Source organism: Annamia dubia NIES-4383, assembly GCF_055394725.1.
In genome coordinates this window covers 300,120-317,703 of record NZ_AP025630.1, presented here as the reverse complement: position 1 = coordinate 317,703, position 17,584 = coordinate 300,120, and the positions used below count along the sequence as shown (strand labels likewise).

Annotated in this window: 12 protein-coding genes; 7 read left to right on the top strand and 5 right to left on the bottom strand. The window is 35.2% G+C overall.

The window, feature by feature from the left end:
• Window positions 1-2: 2 nt before the first annotated feature.
• On the bottom strand, window positions 3-1,214 hold the full coding sequence (gene ispG / locus Anndu_RS01575) for a (E)-4-hydroxy-3-methylbut-2-enyl-diphosphate synthase (protein ID WP_464102689.1): 1,212 nt from the start codon (window positions 1,212-1,214) through the stop codon (window positions 3-5).
• Window positions 1,215-1,297: 83 nt separating this feature from the next.
• On the opposite strand from ispG, the gene Anndu_RS01570 reads away from it, so the two are divergent.
• Window positions 1,298-1,594, top strand: coding sequence for a hypothetical protein (locus Anndu_RS01570; RefSeq protein ID WP_464102688.1), 297 nt, complete (start codon window positions 1,298-1,300; stop codon window positions 1,592-1,594).
• 5 nt (window positions 1,595-1,599) lie between these two features.
• Window positions 1,600-2,007 carry a PIN domain-containing protein gene (locus tag Anndu_RS01565; RefSeq protein WP_464102687.1) on the top strand — a complete coding sequence of 136 codons (408 nt, stop codon included), beginning with the start codon at window positions 1,600-1,602 and terminating at the stop codon, window positions 2,005-2,007.
• A gap of 163 nt (window positions 2,008-2,170) precedes the next feature.
• On the opposite strand, the gene Anndu_RS01560 is transcribed toward Anndu_RS01565, so the two are convergent.
• From Anndu_RS01560 to Anndu_RS01550, 3 genes are all read right to left on the bottom strand, one after another.
• Window positions 2,171-3,277: a glycosyltransferase family 4 protein gene (locus Anndu_RS01560; protein WP_464102686.1), complete on the bottom strand. Its 1,107-nt coding sequence runs from the start codon at window positions 3,275-3,277 to the stop codon at window positions 2,171-2,173.
• Between the two features lie 264 nt (window positions 3,278-3,541).
• Complete coding sequence (gmd, locus tag Anndu_RS01555) at window positions 3,542-4,621, bottom strand: GDP-mannose 4,6-dehydratase (protein WP_464102685.1); 1,080 nt, start codon at window positions 4,619-4,621, stop codon at window positions 3,542-3,544.
• A 235-nt stretch (window positions 4,622-4,856) separates the two neighbouring features.
• Window positions 4,857-5,921 (bottom strand): PstS family phosphate ABC transporter substrate-binding protein, encoded by a 1,065-nt coding sequence (locus Anndu_RS01550; RefSeq protein WP_464102684.1) that lies wholly within the window; start codon window positions 5,919-5,921, stop codon window positions 4,857-4,859.
• Window positions 5,922-6,482: 561 nt separating this feature from the next.
• On the opposite strand from Anndu_RS01550, the gene Anndu_RS01545 reads away from it, so the two are divergent.
• From Anndu_RS01545 to Anndu_RS01530, 4 genes are all read left to right on the top strand, one after another.
• Window positions 6,483-7,943: a HAMP domain-containing methyl-accepting chemotaxis protein gene (locus Anndu_RS01545; protein ID WP_464102683.1), complete on the top strand. Its 1,461-nt coding sequence runs from the start codon at window positions 6,483-6,485 to the stop codon at window positions 7,941-7,943.
• 66 nt (window positions 7,944-8,009) lie between these two features.
• On the top strand, window positions 8,010-9,470 hold the full coding sequence (locus tag Anndu_RS01540) for a HAMP domain-containing methyl-accepting chemotaxis protein (protein ID WP_464102682.1): 1,461 nt from the start codon (window positions 8,010-8,012) through the stop codon (window positions 9,468-9,470).
• Between the two features lie 122 nt (window positions 9,471-9,592).
• On the top strand, window positions 9,593-12,427 hold the full coding sequence (locus Anndu_RS01535; protein WP_464102681.1) for a hybrid sensor histidine kinase/response regulator: 2,835 nt from the start codon (window positions 9,593-9,595) through the stop codon (window positions 12,425-12,427).
• 37 nt (window positions 12,428-12,464) lie between these two features.
• Window positions 12,465-13,688 (top strand): glutathione S-transferase family protein, encoded by a 1,224-nt coding sequence (locus Anndu_RS01530; protein WP_464102680.1) that lies wholly within the window; start codon window positions 12,465-12,467, stop codon window positions 13,686-13,688.
• Between the two features lie 306 nt (window positions 13,689-13,994).
• On the opposite strand, the gene Anndu_RS01525 is transcribed toward Anndu_RS01530, so the two are convergent.
• Entirely contained in the window at window positions 13,995-15,044 is a 1,050-nt protein-coding gene (locus Anndu_RS01525; protein WP_464102679.1) for a glycosyltransferase family 4 protein, read from the bottom strand.
• 308 nt (window positions 15,045-15,352) lie between these two features.
• Here Anndu_RS01525 and Anndu_RS01520 point away from each other — a divergent pair, with 308 nt between their 5' ends.
• Window positions 15,353-17,572, top strand: coding sequence for a GAF domain-containing protein (locus tag Anndu_RS01520; protein ID WP_464102678.1), 2,220 nt, complete (start codon window positions 15,353-15,355; stop codon window positions 17,570-17,572).
• Window positions 17,573-17,584: the final 12 nt, after the last annotated feature.

Below are 17,584 nucleotides of genomic sequence, written 5' to 3'. Positions count from 1 at the left end.
GTTTAAGGCTCTACCCAACGGCCATCGGCTTTAATTAAATTAATTAATTCCGTTACCCCCTGCTCCTCTGGGACTCGTTTAATTTCTTCTCGCCCACGATAGAGAGCAATTGTACCAGCTTGTTTACCCACATAACCATAGTCAGCATCGGCCATTTCCCCCGGCCCGTTAACAATACAGCCCATCACGGCAATATCTAAGCCCGTTAAATGTTTGGTGGCCTCTCTGACTTTGTGTAAAACTTCCTCTAAGTTGAATAAAGTACGACCGCAGGAGGGACAAGCCACATATTCCACCATCGTTTTGCGCAACCCTAAAGCCTGTAAAATGCTATAACAAACGGGAATTTCCTTTTCTGGGGCTTCGGTTAAAGAGACTCGGATCGTGTCGCCGATGCCTTCCGCCAATAAGGTTGCGATCCCGGCCGTAGACTTAATTCTACCGTATTCCCCGTCACCGGCCTCCGTTACCCCTAAATGGAGAGGATAGTCCATGCCTAACTCATCCATACGCTTAACCATTAAACGATAGGCCGCCAACATCACAGGCACACGGGAAGCCTTCATGGAAATAACTATATTATAAAACTCTAAAGACTCACAAATTTTAATAAATTCAATCGCCGATTCTACCATTCCTTCTGGGGTATCACCGTAGGTAAATAACATTCTTTCTGCTAAAGAACCATGATTAACTCCTATTCTCATGGCTTTGCCCTGATCCCTTAAAGAGATAACTAAAGGCTCTAAAGTTTCCCTAATTTTAGCTCCGATTTCCTCAAATTCCGATTGTGAGTATTCAGTGGGATCACTCTTAGGTTTTTCAAACACATATAGGCCGGGGTTAATTCTGACTTTATCAACGTGCTTGGCCACTTCTAAAGCAATTTTCATCCCATTGTGATGCACATCGGCCACAAGGGGAACGGGTTGATAAGTTTGTTCTAATTTAGCTTTAATTTCAGCTAAAGCCTTAGCATGAGCCATACTCGGCACGGTAACACGCACGATCTCACAGCCAACTTCATGTAAACGACGAATAGCGGCCACCGAGCCATCAATATCAAGGGTATCCTCATTAATCATAGACTGAACCACCACAGGATAACCGCCGCCGATGGTGACATTTCCCACTTTAACGGGGCGAGTTTTGCGGCGGTGGATGGTAGTATCAAAGGCAGAGTCAGTGTTTAAGGGTTTATCGATCGTTTGCATAAAAAGTTAAATTTTGAGTAATTTTAATAATAATTATTTTATTATAATATTAAAGGGAAAGTTAGTTAAGAGAGGTCAAAATTATGGTGACAACCACTGTAAAAAATCAAACAATCAAACAGAGATTAGAAAAAACAGTTACTATTTTAATGGAGGAGCGACCTTTATTTAAAGCGGAATTAAATTTTGCTCAAATAGTTGAGGATTTATATAATGTAGTTATGAGAAATTTAACCATTAATCAATTTCAAGAATTATCAGATCAAGAATTAAAAGAAAATTGTAGTTTTGTGATGTCTACTAAACTAATTTCTGGCTTACTAGATGACTTAACACAGGAAGAAATTGCAATTTTTGATTCTGCTATTAAAAGAAAATAAAAATTATGAGTTATTTATTAGATACTAATATTGTTTCATATTTTATGAAAAACAATATTTATATTAATCAAAAATTAGAAGATTTAAAATTTAAAAAGCAAAAAGTTTATATTAGTTGCATTACCTATTTTGAAATTAAAAGAGGTTTAATGGCGGTTAATGCCACTAAACAAATGCAAAAATTTGCTGAATTTTGTCAAGATTATCAAATTATCTTTTTAGATGATTTAGCAATTTTAGAAAAAGCCTCGGAAATTCATGCTAATTTAAGAAGTAGAGGTTTAATGATTCAAACTGAAGATATTTTAATCGGTGCTACTGCTATCATTAAAAATTTAATTGTTGTTTCTAATGATGAAGATTTACTCAGAATTAATGATTTAAAAGTTGAAAATTGGCTTGTCTATAATTGACAATTATAGCAGTCCTAAATTGGTCGTGACAAAAAAAGTTAACGATTTTGTTATTCGTTATTCGTTATTTGTTATTCGTAACAAAACTTTAACAGTCTTTTTTCTAATCATTCATCTGCTACAAGCTATTTAGGATTGCTATATCTTTAGAATTAGATTAATTTTAGATATATTTACTTAAAATTTCGATAGTTTGATTACCCGTTTTTTCCCAACTAAATTGACTTGCTCTTTTTAAACCTAATTCTTTTAATTGTAACTTTAAATTATCGTCATTAATTAAACTTTCCATTGCTGAAGTTAACTCATTAATATTATAAGGATCAATTAAAATAGCCCCATCTCCAGCCACTTCTGGCAAAGATGAAATATTAGAAGTTATAACAGGTGTACCACAAGCCATTGCTTCTAACACAGGTAAACCAAAACCTTCCCATAAAGAAGGAAAAACTAACGCTAAAGCTTGACTAATTATTACAGGTAATTGATCATAATTTACATAGTCTAAAAATTTAATTTGTTGTTCTATATTTAATTCTTTTGCTAATAGTTTTAATTGGGGAGTATAACGATCATCTTGAGAACCAACTAACCATAATTCATAATTTTTATTGTTAGATAAATTAGCAAAACTTTTAATTAGTCTGGTTAAATTTTTATGGGGATCATGTCTTCCTAGATATAAAAAATAAGGTTTTTGATTATTATTTAATTGCTGATGATTAAGGGGTTTAAAATGATTATGATCAAAAGCTAATAAAATTGGAGTTATTTTATTAGCAGGAATTTGATAATAATTCATAATATCATTAGCGGTTGCTTGAGAATTACAAATAATGTGTTTTGCTTGTGTTAAAACTTGAGGAATATAGTATTTAAAATAAGGAGTCAAAGGTGATAACTTTTGGGGAAAACGTAAGGGAATTAAATCATGTACTGTCACAATAAATTTACATTTATGATGATATAATGGCGCTTCAGGAATAGGAGAAAAAATTAAAGAAGCTTGTAATTTTCGATAAATTTTGGCAAGTTTAAACTGTGTCCATAATATGCGATTAAAGTGGCCTTTACTTCCCTGTGCAGGTGTTAAATTATTGGGTATTTGATAATAATTAAAGTCTGGTATTTTTTGCACTATTAATAAGGTGGGATCGAGTTGTTTTAAATAGGGAAATAAATTTTGAGCATAAACACTTAAACCTGTAGGTTTATCAAAAATAAAAGATAAATTTATTAATAATTTTCTTGGCTTTAAAGATTGATTCATTTTTCTATTTTTCCCATTTTAGTTATGATTTTTTATCATAAAGACAAGACTTAGAAATTATGACAAAAATATGAATTAAAAATATTATTCAAAGGGAATTACCTAATTTAATTATTGAAGTGTTTAGTTATGAGGAAGATGGGATTATTTAATATTAACAAAAAAGTTGAACATTTTAATTAAGTATAATCTTATATATTAAAAATTTTGTCAAATCTCCGACTTTTGATAACTATATTTTTATTTAGATTTTCTAGTTAACTTTTAATCAACCAAATTGCCCATTTTTCTAATAAAAGCAATATCATTTAAGATTTGTGGATTATTAATTTGATTCCCTGAAGATAAGCCTAAAACTGCCAAATCTGACTCAACCATTAACTGTACTAATTCTTCAAAAGTTACTGAAGGTTGCCAACCTAATTTAGTTTTAGCTTTAGTGGGATCACCTATTAATAAATCCACCTCGGCCGGACGCAAATAACGGGGATCAAATTCTACATAATCTTCCCAGTTTAAATTAACATAATTAAAGGCTAATTTTAAGAATTGCTTAACAGAATAAGTCTCGCCAGTAGCCACTACATAATCATCTGGCTGATCTTGTTGTAGCATTAACCACATAGCTTTGACATAATCTTTAGCATAACCCCAATCCCTTTTTGAATCAAGATTTCCTAAATATAATTTCTTCTGTTTTCCGGCCGCAATATTAGCGATCGCTCTGGTAATTTTTCTCGTTACAAAAGTTTCGCCACGACGTGGACTTTCATGGTTAAAAAGTATGCCATTACAAGCAAATAAATCATAAGATTCTCGATAGTTTACCGTTTGCCAATGGCCATAAACTTTAGCACAAGCGTAGGGACTTCTGGGATAAAAAGGAGTTGTTTCTTTTTGGGGAATTTCTAACACCTTTCCGAACATTTCTGAGGATCCGGCTTGATAATATCTTACTTCAATTGCCGTTCTTTGTTGATAGTCTCGGATCGCTTCTAATAATCTTAAAGTACCCATTCCTACCGCATCAACTGTATATTCAGGACAATCAAAACTCACTTTAACATGAGATTGCGCCCCTAAATTATAAACTTCAACGGGCTTAACTTTTTCTAAAATACTTCTTAAAGTTGTACCGTCACTTAAATCTCCATAGTGAAGAAATAACTTAGTATCAGGTAAATGGGCATCTTGATATAAATGATCAATTCTATCAGTATTAAAAGTAGAAGAACGGCGAATAATACCGTGAACTTCATAACCTTTTTCTAATAATAATTCACTTAAATATGAACCATCTTGACCGGTTATTCCTGTAATCAAAGCTCGTTTTGTTTCTGTCATTTTCAAAGAAAAGATGATTTTTTAGTAATAAAACAATAGATAAATTGAGATTTGTTGCTATCTGATTAATTAATTGTCTATTGTTTAATGTCAATTGTCAATTTAAGTTAAGACGCATTTAACTTTCATAAATCTTTTAAGTCAATTATTATGTAATATAAATGCGTCTTAGCTTAAGGCTTTTCATCTTTATCCCCGACTTTGAAAACCCTTGGCTCAAGGGCTAGGAATGGGATTATAATTTCTCAGAAAGTTTAACCCCTAAAGAAGATTTACCGCCGAAAACAGTGCCAAAAGTTTTATTATCAAATCTTGCTTTAGCTTTCGTTACAATATCCGTAGGTAAAGCGATATAACCAACTTCATCCACCAAATTTTGATGAGCTTGATCTAAGTGATATTCCACAAACGATTTAACCTTAGGTTTATCTAAGGCCGCTTTGCTAACATAGATGAAAATAGGACGTGATAAGGGATTATAACTACCATCGGCGATCGTTTCTTTAGTAGGTTCAACACATTTGCCCTCTTTATTTTCAATCTGGACAATTTTCAACTTATCAATATTTTCCTCATAATAGGCAAAACCGAAAAACCCTAAACCAGCCGGATCCGCCGAAACACCTTGTACAATCACATTATCATCCTCACTGGCGGTATAATCACCCCGACTTTCCCCTTCTTTACCCGTGATCGCATCGGTAAAGTAATCATAAGTACCGGAGTCCGTACCCGCTCCAAATAAATCTAAATCTTTATCAGGAAACTGAGGATTAATTTGATTCCATTTCTTAATTTTACCCTCGGCCGCCGTTTCCCACATTTTAGCCAATTCTTCTACTTTTAAACAAGTAGCCCAATTATTTTCCTTATGGACAACTACGGATAAACCATCATAAGCTACAGGAATTTCAATATATTCAATTCCTTTTTCTTTACAAAGATCAATTTCACTTTGTTTGATCGGGCGCGAAGCATTAGAAATATCCGTTTCCCCCGCACAGAATTTTTTAAAACCGCCACCCGTGCCAGAAATACCAACAGTAACTTTTACATCTTGGTTAGCTTTCATAAATTCTTCGGCCATGGCTTCAGAAATGGGAAAAACCGTACTTGAGCCATCTATTAACACATCTGCCCCCGATGTGCTAGGGGTATTTTGGGAGGTGGTTTCGGTGGTTGTCGGAGCGGTGGTTTCCTGTGTGGTTGTTTGTTGTTGGTTACAACTAGCTAACCCAACAGATAATAGGGAAGCCATTAAAAACCCTGTGGGAAATTTTAATAAAGTTTTAGTTTTCATTTAAAATTATACTCCTATGAATATTTGTAAAAATTTAGTCATAATCAAGTTGAAACAATGGACAATAATTTTTTAATTGTTCATTGTTAATTAATAAACAGTTTTTGATTATATACAGTTTTAAAATATATACAAGTGGATTTACCAAAATATAAACAAAGTTTAATTTAACCTTAATATTTGCTTATAAGTTAACAATTTAAAATCTAAAAATAGCTTTTACTTATCATCTTTACGCTAATTTTTCCTCCTTTAAAGTAGTGTTAGATCATCTTCAAAATAAAAAGATTGACCCCGTTATTTTTTGAGATATTTAGTATAAAGAGAAGACCATGATCATGAGGTTTTCAAATTAATTAAAGAAAAAAATTATTTGACAGGGAGAGCAATAATGATCAAATTAAAGGAGATCTTTTACCAGAGGTGTGAAATAAACCATTTGTTAATTAATCAGTAATAATTTTAAGAATTGTGAAAATAATCAATCTAAAGTTAATTAATCTTGTATATTAACAACATAGATCAAAGTTTTAAGCAGAATTAAGAGAATAAATTTTTGTTATGAAATTAAGAACAAAACTACAAATAGGTTTTATTGTTCCTGCTTTATTGTTAAGTTTAATTGGTGGAACTTCCATAATCGCTTTTTTTAGAATTAATGATCAAGTCGAAACTATTTATGATGATCGAGTAGTACCGTTAAAACAACTAAAAGTTGTCTCAGATGCTTATTTAGTGGGAGTTATTGACACGGTAAATAAAACTCATGCTAAATTAATAACTCGTGATCAAGCCTTAGAATATATTGATAAAGCCGAAGATAAAATTAAAGAAAATTGGACTACCTACCGCCAAACTTATTTAACTTCAGAGGAAAAACTATTAGCAGATGAAGTGCAACAATCAGCTAATGCGATGGATCGAGAAATTGTTAAACTTAAAAATACTTTACGAACTTATCAAGGTGAAGCTTTAATCAAACAATTAAATAAATTTGATGGGCCTTTATATGATTTAACGGATCCTCTTTCACAAAAAATTGATCAATTGATTGAATTACAATTAGATATTGCCAAACAAGAAAGAGAAAAAGCCTATTCTCTTTTTAGTTTAATTATTTGGACTTTTATTCCCTTTTTAGGGATTACAATTATTTTAATTGTTTCTCCTTTGAGAACTTTTATTACTAAAGCGATTATTGCCACTTTTGAAACTACAATTAATTCGATCGCTAGTGCTTCTAATCAAATTGCGATCGCCTCCGAAGAACAGGCCAGAATTGCCCAACAACAGGCTAATTCTGTGACAAAAACTTGTTCAACGATGGATGAACTTCAGGCCAGCGCCCAACAGTCGGCACAACAAGCGCAAAATTCGGTTTTTAGTGCCAAAGAAGTTTTTGCTTTATCTCAAGCCGGAGATCTATCGGTGGCTGATACTTTAACTCAAATGTCAGACTTACAACTGCAAGTAGAGGCCATCAGCACCGCTATTACCCAATTAAATCAACAAATTGCTCAAATTGACACCTATCAAAAATTAGTAGGAGAAATAGCCAATCAAACTAATATGTTAGCTTTAAATGCGGCGGTGGAAGCGGTTAGAGCCGGAGAACATGGGAAGGGTTTTTCGGTGGTAGCTATGGAAATTCGCAAATTAGCAGATCAAAGTAAAATTTCTGCTAATAAAATTAATCAATTAATTAATGATATTCAAAAAGCAATTCAAGGTACAATTATGGCAACGGACTTAGGCACTCAAAAAGTTAAACAAAGTGCTAAAATTACCCAGAATACCGCTCAAACTTTTAGAAAAGTAGGAAAAGCAATTGATTTAATAGTAGTTAATAGTCAACAGATTTCTTTAAATGCTAAACAACAGGTCATCGCTATTACGGAGGTTGTTACCGAGATGAACTATTTGACTCAAGCGGCCAAGGAAACGGCCACAGGTATTAATCAAACTAAACTCGGCACACAAAAATTAAATCAAGCGGCTAATCAATTAAAAGAAATGGTTTAATCTGTCAACAGTGAACAAATGACCAATGACCAATGACCAATCAATAATTTCAAAAGGTTAATAATTATGACAAATCGAAGAAAAATAGCTATTAGATTTCAAATTTTAGGCGGGTATACCATACCTATTATTCTATCAATGGTTTCGGGAATAATTGTCTTTTTTAAAGTGCAGGAAGTTAGAAAAGAAATTATTAATTTAGATCGATCAGTTCAAGTTCAATCTAATATTGGAGATCTGGGGATTGAAATTCAAATTCTTTCCCGTGCTACGAGGGGTTATATCTTAGATAAAAATCCAGAATCAGTTGATTCTTTTAAAACAGCACAAGAGGCAGTTGACAGTTATTCTAGTCAACTTGATAATTTAATTAAAGATCAAAAGCAAAAACAAATTTTTGCACAACTAAAAACAGAAGTGGCCGATCTTGAAAGAATTAATAGTGAATTAATTAATTCAATAGATCAAGGTTTAACGAGGGATAAAGTGATTGAATTATGGAAAAAAGATGCAGGTCGTACTCAAATTCAAAAAATCTCTAAATTATTAATAGATTTTAAAGAAAGACAGAGTGAATTGGTGAATCAAAGTATAACTAATCAAGAATTAGCATTAAATAATCTAATTTTAATTTTAGTTATTTCTACCATTTTGGCCTTATTTTTATCTATTAGTTTAGGCTTAATCATTGTCTCAGGTATTGCTACACAAATGAATGAAACGGCCAATGTTTTAGCCACTTCTTCCAATGAAATTGCCTCCACCGTTGAACAACAGGAGCGCACGGCCTCGGAACAGGCGGCCTCGGTAAATGAAACCACTACTACGATGGAGGAGTTAGGGGCTTCTTCCCGTCAATCGGCTCAACAAGCGGATTCTGCTTCTAATGCCGCCACACAGGCCTTAGAGATGACGGAAATGGGCAATCGTACCGTTGGCACGACTTTAGAAAAAATGGTTTCCTTAAAGAATAAAGTGGGAGCGATCGCGCAACAAATTTTACTTTTAAGTGAACAAACTAATCAAATTGGGAATATTTCCCAATTAGTCAGTGATATAGCGAATCAAACTAATATGTTAGCTTTAAACGCTTCAGTTGAAGCGGTCAGGGCGGGAGAACATGGCAAAGGATTTTCCGTTGTGGCTTCAGAAATTAGGAAATTAGCGGATCAATCTCGCCAGTCAGCGGAAAAAATTAACTTATTAGTAACAGAAATTCAAAAAGCAATTAATTCTACGGTGATCGTTACTGATGATGGGACAAAAACCGTAGATCAAGGCATGGAAATGACAAAAGAAACTGCTCAAGCCTTTGCCGGAGTAGCTGATGCTGTTAATAATGTAGTTATTAATAATCAACAAATTTCTTTAAATATTCGTCAACAAGTCACGGCGATCGAACAAGTAGTATCAGCCATGAATATTATTAATCAAGGTGCAAAAGAAACCGCTACGGGTATTAGTCAAACTCGTGGCGGTGTGGAACAATTAAATCAAGCCGCCCAAGAATTAAAAACTTTAGTGTAAATTGTTATTAGTTATTAGTTATTAGAAAATATACCAATCCTAAATTACCTCTGGCCGATCAATTACTTGTTACGAATAACCAATAATCAATAACAAATAACCCATAATTAAGGAGTTTTATTATGATTGAAGATGATGAATTACGCAATTTATATAAAGTTTCTAGTGAAGAACATATCCAAAAATTAGAAGCGGGGATTCTTCATTTAGAAAAAAATCCTGATGATCAATTTCCCTTTACGGATTTAATGCGAGAAGCTCACTCTTTAAAAGGTGATTCTCGAATGTTAGGGGTAGATGGGGTTGAAATTATCAGTCATAAAATTGAAGATATTTTAGGCGCAATTAAAACCAAAGAAATTACCCTGACAAGTGATTTAAGCGATCGCCTCTATCACAGTTTAGATGCTTTGCGTAAATTAGTTCATGAAGCCGTCACGGGGGAAGATTCCCACGTTGATGCTAAAAAATTTAGGCTCTATTTAGAAGGGGAAAAAACCGATCTAATTATTACAGAAAAAGAACAAAAAAATGGAGCTATTATTGACGAAATACCCCTAGCAAAGGCTAAGATTGAAGTTAAAAAATCTAGTAATAATACTAATCTTTCTGAAGAAGAACAGGAAGCAAATTTACGTCAAACTTTTTCCAATCATAGGGCTTTAATTGCCGAATATATTGCTCAATTTAAAACTACCTTAAATCAATTTATTGAAAATAATCAAGATCAAGAAATTTTAACAAAACTTCAACAAATTAATCAATCTATTCAACAAGAAGCTAACAGTTTACAAATAGATTTAATTACACCTTTCTTAGAGCAACTTCAATTTATTTTAAGTGATTTAAAGCAACATAAAGTTACTTTTAATGATAATATTCAAGGACGACTAACTGAGGGAATTAAAGGAGTAGAAAGCCTATTAGAACAGGCTTTGACTGGTAAACCTGCTAATATTAATACCTTCCATTTACTCGCCTATTTAATGGGCGCTAATAGCACCCCGACTAAAACCGATTACCCCGATCTTCCCCCCGAAGAAGTCACCCCAAGCAAAAATGAGCCTACCCAAAAAACTCTTAAACCTCTTATTCCTGCCAAGCCCGAGAATCAAGCTCCCGTTAAAACAACAATTAAAACCACTGCACCCCCTCTGAAAAATCAAAGCATTGAGCCTTCTAGCTCAAAAATGGGCGAACCTTACCGCATTGATACCATTCGAGTCAAAACCAGTCATTTAGATGCTTTAATGACCCAAACAGGGGAGTTAACCGTCACAAAAATTAGAATTGCCCACACCGCCAACGAAATTGAGGAGGCGATCGCCCTTTGGGAAGATTGGAAAAATAATCGGCGAGTTCATCATTTTAGCCAACAAAATTCCCAGTTAGAAGCCTCTCAACTTTATGAAAATAAATTAGATAAAATTTTTCAAAATTTACGCACTTCTAGTAGTGAAAATAGTACAAGATTAGAGTTAATTGCAGGAGAATTAGAGGAAAAAATTAGAACTTTACGATTATTACCGTTATCAACGGTATTTACCCTCTTTCCCCGTATGGTGAGGGATCTGGCTAAACAGGAAGGAAAAGAAATTGAATTTTTGATTGAAGGGGGTGAAACCTGTGCTGATAAGCAGATTTTAGAGGAAATTAAGGATCCTTTAATGCACATGATCCGCAATGCGGTTGATCATGCGATCGAAACTCCGGCCGAAAGAACACAAAAAGGTAAAAATCCCTGTGGAAAAATTAAACTAAAAAGTTATCAAACAGCTTCAAGTATTATCATTGAATTGAGTGATGATGGCCGAGGTTTAGACATCAAAAAAATCAAAGAAACTGCCATTAATAAAGGCTTATATACCCATGAAGAATTAGAAAGTATGACAACAAATCAGATCTATTCTATTATCTTAACTCCGGGTTTTTCTACTCGTAAATTTATTACGGAAGTTTCCGGCCGAGGTGTAGGATTAGATGTGGTTAATACCAATGTGGAAAGATTAAAAGGCAATATTACCATTGAATCAACACAGGGGCAAGGCTGTACTTTTCGCATTCAACTGGGTACAACTTTGGCTACGGCCAATGTTTTATTAGTCTCTATTCAAGGCATTATCCACGCCATTCCTATTGAATATGTACAGACTACTTTATTAATTGCTTCTCATCAAATTTTCACCATTGAAGGGCGTGATACAATTGCTTTAAATAATCAAGCCATTTCTGTTGCTTATTTAGCGGATTTATTAGAATTTTCCCATGATTTTAGTTTAGATAATGGGCAAAATTCCCATCAAGATCAAGATAATTTGTTATGTATTTTATTAGATCTGGCTGGGGAAAAATTAGGTTTATTTGTAGATCGTTTATTAGATACTCAAGATGTGGTAATTAAACCCCAAAGTATTCTCTTAAAAAGAGTTAGAAATGTGGCAGGAGCAACAATTTTAGGCACTGGTGAAGTTTGTATGATTCTTAATCCTTTAGATTTATTAAAAACGATCCAGAAAAAACACAGCCCTAATTTTTCTAAAATTACTAATCTTCCCAATAAACCTAATTTTAATCCTGAAGCAAATATTAAACATAAAAAAGTAGTATTATTAGCTGAAGATTCCATTGCCACACGCACCCAAGAAAAACGAATTTTAGAAAGTGCAGGGTTTGAAGTAGTCACGGCCGTGGATGGAGTAGATGCTTTTAATAAGTTAATTTCCCGTGATTTTGACGCTATTATTTCCGATATTCAAATGCCTAATATGGATGGTTTAACCTTCACTGAAAAAATACGTCAACAAACAAAATATAATGAATTACCGATTATTTTAGTCACATCTTTAGCCTCCGATGAAGATAAAAAACGGGGCGCACAAGCAGGAGCGAATGCTTATATAACTAAAGATCGTTTTAATCAAGAAATGTTGATTGAAACCTTAAATCGTTTAATATAATTATTAGTCATTATCCATTATCCATTATTACTCAACTATGACAATTAAAGCTTTAACTTGGCAAGAATTAGAAAGATTAACTAATTTTAATCCCGATCGCATTAATGGAGAGACAAACTCCCAAGCCCGTTTACGTCTTTTTGGTCAAACAGAAAGCGATGTTAGAGTAACATTATATCGGGATCATCATGCTTGGTGTCCCTATTGTCAAAAAGTTTGGTTATTTTTAGAAGAAAAACAAATTCCCTATAAAATAGAAAAAGTAACCATGTTTTGTTATGGAGAAAAAGAAGCTTGGTATAAGCAAAAAGTACCTTCTGGGATGCTTCCTGCTTTAGAATTAGATGGTAAAGTAATCACAGAAAGTGATGATATTTTATTAGCTTTAGAAAAAACTTTTGGCGCTTTAACCTATAGTTTGACAGATGAAAAAGTTTTACCTTTAAGACGTTTAGAAAGAATTTTGTTTAAATATTGGTGTAGTTGGCTTTGTTATCCGATCCATTCTTCCCAACAGGAAAAACGCAATAAAGAGCAATTTATTAAAGCAGTTGAAATGGTGGAAGATGCTTTAAATCAAACTTCTAGCCCTTATTTCTTAGATCAATTTAGTGTGGTTGATGTAATTTTTACCCCCTATGTTGAACGGATGAATGCTAGTCTTTATTATTATAAAGGTTACTCTTTAAGACAAGAAAATCCCCATTTATCAACTTGGTTTGATGCTATGGAAACTCGCCCAACTTATCGAGGAACTCAGAGTGATTTTCATACCCATATCCACGATTTACCCCCACAAATGGGAGGATGTTGGGAAAATCATGAGCCTCAAATGTTACTTAATAAGCATAAAGTGGATCATGGCTCATGGTTTGAGTTACCAGACGTTACCTATCCAGAGCCAGAAAACTCCCGTGAGGAAGCCCTTGCCCGTATTCTTAAACATCGTGATAATTTAATTAAAGTCAATCCGGCCGATCCCCAGATCTTTGATGAGGCTTTACGTTGTGCCTTAACTTATCTGATGACAGGGGAAGAATGTCAACCCCCACAGGGATCAGACTCGGCTTTAAGATATTTGCGCGATCGCATTTGTGTGCCAAGGGATATGACTATTTATCCGGCCAAAAGGTTAAGGGAAGCCTTAGAAAAAACTGCCAGTTTAGTGGGCGATCGCCAAGGAGAGCCGATCCCCTTTAAACATCGGCGAGATCAGGATCCCACCCGATTTATAGCAGGGGGTTTTCAAAGTCGGGGGTAAAATGCAATTCTAAGTTCAATTTATTGAACGATCATTGTTAGCTTTGAAATTTATTTCAAAGTTGGTTAAATCCTAAAACCCTTAACTCGCCTTGAACTTAAGTTCAAGGCTAACATAAATCGTTCAATAAATTGAACTAATTTTTGTTAGAAATTATCTCTTTTTTAATAATTTTTGATTTATTAACATCAAAAATAAACTAAAAAATTGATTATCATAAGTACCTAAGCAAAATTAATTACATAATGTGGAATGGGCATCCTGCCCGTCACAGGCTAGAAGCCTGTGCCACCATTGAGGGCAAACTTACTCCCTCACCCTACGGTTACGCCACACATACCAACTGAGATAGGATAATAACATCGTGGCACATAACACATAAGCACCACCACCGGGTAAACCAGAAATGGCCATTGCTAAACTACCTACCCATAAAGTCAAAGCATAGATAAATACTACCGTCATTTTTTGGGAAATACCCGCCTGTAATAACCGATGATGAAGATGTCTTTTATCCGCCGTAAAAGGTGATTTTCCGTGTTTTAAACGGGAAATAATCACCGCCGACATATCTAATAAAGGTACAGCTAAAATTAAATAGGGTAATAAAACCGCCGTCACAGCAGTGGTTTTAACCAAGCCGATCACAGCTATTCCGGCTAAAGTAAAGCCCATAAAATAAGAGCCACCATCCCCCATAAATATTTGAGCTGGATTAAAATTATAACGCAAAAAACCTAAAGCCCCTCCAGCTAAGGCCGCCGCTATTAAAGCCGCCGCATTTTGATCCATAAATAAAGTTACAATTAACATCACCACGGCCGCAATGCCTGAAACGCCGGCCGCTAAACCATCTAAACCATCAATCCAATTAATTGCATTAGCCATTCCCACCAACCAGATCACCGTGGCCGGTAAACTTAACCAGCCCATTTGAATTAAACCATCAAAAGGAATAGATAAAAATTCAATTTTCACCCCCATAAACCAACAAATCGTAGCGATAATGATTTGCATAATCAGTCGAGAGAGGGGGGTTAAATTAAATAAATCATCCGCTAAACCAATCAAGAAAAAGGCACAACCTCCTAATGTTACTCCCCAGATACCCCATTCCATATCAACGGGCAAAGCAAAAAAACCGCCTAATCTCCAGATAATTATTAAAGCACAAACTGTTCCGGCAAAAATTGAGATTCCACCTAAGCGCACCATTGGCCTTTGATGTACTTTTCGCTCATTGGGATGGTCTACATAGCCACTTTTCACACCAAGGGTTTTGATCACGGGGGTAGACCATAAAACCACAGTCATGGATAGAAGAAAAGCAATTAAATGATAAAGATGTATAGGCATCGAAAAAGGTTTAATTGTTATGGTAAAAAGTTAATTGAGAAAAATTTAAGATTGATGTTAAAGATTGTCTACTTATTGATCAATATACTAATATTATCTTGTAGAGGTCATTGTCAACTGAACGGGGTCAATTGTCAATTGTTGAATATTCATTTCAACAATTATTAACGACTTGAAAGATTTATGTCATGATTAACCAAGATAAATCTTGTAAACTATGATCTTAGTTGAATGATCAAAACTCAAATTAGATCTAGTTACCCCTAGTTATTGCTGAGTATATCATCATCGTTTATGATTGTATTTGAATGAGAAATAGAGCTACTACTAAACCTCAAATTCTGGTTGTTGATGACGAGCCAGATAATCTTGATCTGCTCTGTCGTACTTTTCGCCGTGATTATAAGGTTTTGCGCGCTGATAATGGGCCTGATGCTTTACAACTACTAGCTCAACAGGATCACGAGGTAGCTGTAATTATTTGTGATCAAAGAATGCCCACCATGAGTGGTACAGAGTTATTAAGTTTAACGGCTGTTCAATATCCTAACATGATCCGAATTATTTTAACTGGTTATACGGATGTGGAGGATCTGGTTGAGGCTATTAATGCGGGAAAGGTTTTTAAATATGTAACTAAGCCTTGGGATGCGGATAATCTCAAGGAAATTGTCAAACAGGCTTTAGATACCCATAATGTGTTAAAGGTGCGCACGGAAGAATTAAGACGCAGTTTAAGAAGGGAATCTTTATTAAATACGGTAACTAATGCCATTCGTAATTATCAATATGGATCGGGGGGGGATTCGCCTTTAAGGGATGTCTTACAACGGATTGTGGATACGGTAGGGCAGGTTTTGGAGATTGATATTTGTATTTTACGCCCGATCGAGCAGGATCATTTAGCGGATCAATGGTATGTTTATCAAAAACCGGAATTGGCTCAATTAGGGAATAATAGCTCACTGTCATTAGAGTTAACGGTGTGGCAAACTTTTGAAACTCAGGTGATCCATGATGTGGCCAATGGTGACAATTTAACGGAGTCTAACCATGAAGTGCAAGAGCGTCTAAAGGCTTTTCAAAAAGCGAATATTGCTTCTAGTTTAACTGTTCCTTTGATTGTGCAATCTGAGTTATTAGCTGTGTTGGGCTTACATCGTTGTGGTGAGGCGATCGCATGGGAAGACGATGTAATTTCCATTACTAGCATCGTGGCTGATCAGGCGGCCTTGGCTATTGCTCAGGCTAGGGCTTACGAAAAAATACAGGCCTTGGCGAAACGGGAAGCGTTGATTAATACGATCACCAGTGCGATCCGTTCAACTTTAGAGCCTCAATCTATTTTTCGGGCGATCACTAAGCAACTTGGTCAAGCCTTAGAGGTGCAGGGCTGTGCCTTATCTTTATGGACAAAAGAGGATCAATTTGTGCAATGTGTGGGGCTATATGATGCTCAAAAACATTTAGAAGATGACCTAGATGAGATGATTTTACCCCAATCCGTAGCCCCGATCGCTGAAAATCCGGTTTTACAAGAATTATTAAACACTTTAAAGCCTGTGGTTTTAGAAGATTTAGCTCAACATCAGGAGGTTCAAGGTCATGATCTGCCCTTAAGTCATCCGGCCAAGGCTTTATTAGTTGTTCCCTTAATTGTGGATGGTGAGTTAATTGGGAGTATTTCTTTAAAACAAAATGAGGGATCACGGCGTTGGTTCAAAGAGGATATTGAGTTAACTCAGGCGGTGGCTTCTCAAGCGGCGATCGCTGTGCAACAGGCTAGACTTTACGAAAAAACTTGTCAACAGGCGCAACAATTGCGGGAAAATGAGGCACGGGTAAAACAGTTAAATACCTATCTCACGGAATCGGTGTTAAAACGCTTTTTACCTCAAGCGATGGTGAATAAGGCGGCCACGGGGGAATTAGTGCTTGATTTAAGCCCTGAGCCTCGTTTGGTGACGATTTTATTTAGTGATATAGTCGGTTTTACCCCTTTATCTAGCAAGTTAGGCCCTCGCAAAATTGCTGAGTTATTAAATGAGTATTTAGAGGCTATGACTCAAGCGGTGTTTGCCAATGGTGGCACGGTGGATAAATTTATTGGAGATGCGGTGTTGGCTTTATTTGGTTCTCCTGAAGAATTACCTCCGCAGGAACAGATCACAAGGGCGATCGCTGTGGCAAGGGCGATGTATAAGACTTTAAATGGATTAAACCAAAAATGGACGGAAAAGGGGATTATTGACAATATTAATATTAATCCGATTAAATTTCGTTGTGGGATTCATCAGGGGAATGCGGTGGTGGGGATGTTTGGCGGTGGTCAACGCTCTGATTATACGGCGATCGGGCCGGCCGTGAATATGGCCGCCCGTTTACAAGAGGCCGCCACCCCCACAAAAATTTTAGTTTCTCAAGCAGTGGCGCAATATCTTGATCCGGCGGAAATTATTGAACACAAAGAATTACATTTAAAAGGTATTGAAGAAAATGTGATTGGTTATTTTGTAAAAGTGGAGTAAAGTTAGCTTTTT

Coding starts and splice junctions, on each gene's coding strand:
- ispG (WP_464102689.1), bottom strand. CDS start 1,214: ATGCAAACGATCGATAAACCCTTAAACACTGACTCTGCCTTTGATACT.
- Anndu_RS01570 (WP_464102688.1), top strand. CDS start 1,298: ATGGTGACAACCACTGTAAAAAATCAAACAATCAAACAGAGATTAGAA.
- Anndu_RS01565 (WP_464102687.1), top strand. CDS start 1,600: ATGAGTTATTTATTAGATACTAATATTGTTTCATATTTTATGAAAAAC.
- Anndu_RS01560 (WP_464102686.1), bottom strand. CDS start 3,277: ATGAATCAATCTTTAAAGCCAAGAAAATTATTAATAAATTTATCTTTT.
- gmd (WP_464102685.1), bottom strand. CDS start 4,621: ATGACAGAAACAAAACGAGCTTTGATTACAGGAATAACCGGTCAAGAT.
- Anndu_RS01550 (WP_464102684.1), bottom strand. CDS start 5,921: ATGAAAACTAAAACTTTATTAAAATTTCCCACAGGGTTTTTAATGGCT.
- Anndu_RS01545 (WP_464102683.1), top strand. CDS start 6,483: ATGAAATTAAGAACAAAACTACAAATAGGTTTTATTGTTCCTGCTTTA.
- Anndu_RS01540 (WP_464102682.1), top strand. CDS start 8,010: ATGACAAATCGAAGAAAAATAGCTATTAGATTTCAAATTTTAGGCGGG.
- Anndu_RS01535 (WP_464102681.1), top strand. CDS start 9,593: ATGATTGAAGATGATGAATTACGCAATTTATATAAAGTTTCTAGTGAA.
- Anndu_RS01530 (WP_464102680.1), top strand. CDS start 12,465: ATGACAATTAAAGCTTTAACTTGGCAAGAATTAGAAAGATTAACTAAT.
- Anndu_RS01525 (WP_464102679.1), bottom strand. CDS start 15,044: ATGCCTATACATCTTTATCATTTAATTGCTTTTCTTCTATCCATGACT.
- Anndu_RS01520 (WP_464102678.1), top strand. CDS start 15,353: ATGAGAAATAGAGCTACTACTAAACCTCAAATTCTGGTTGTTGATGAC.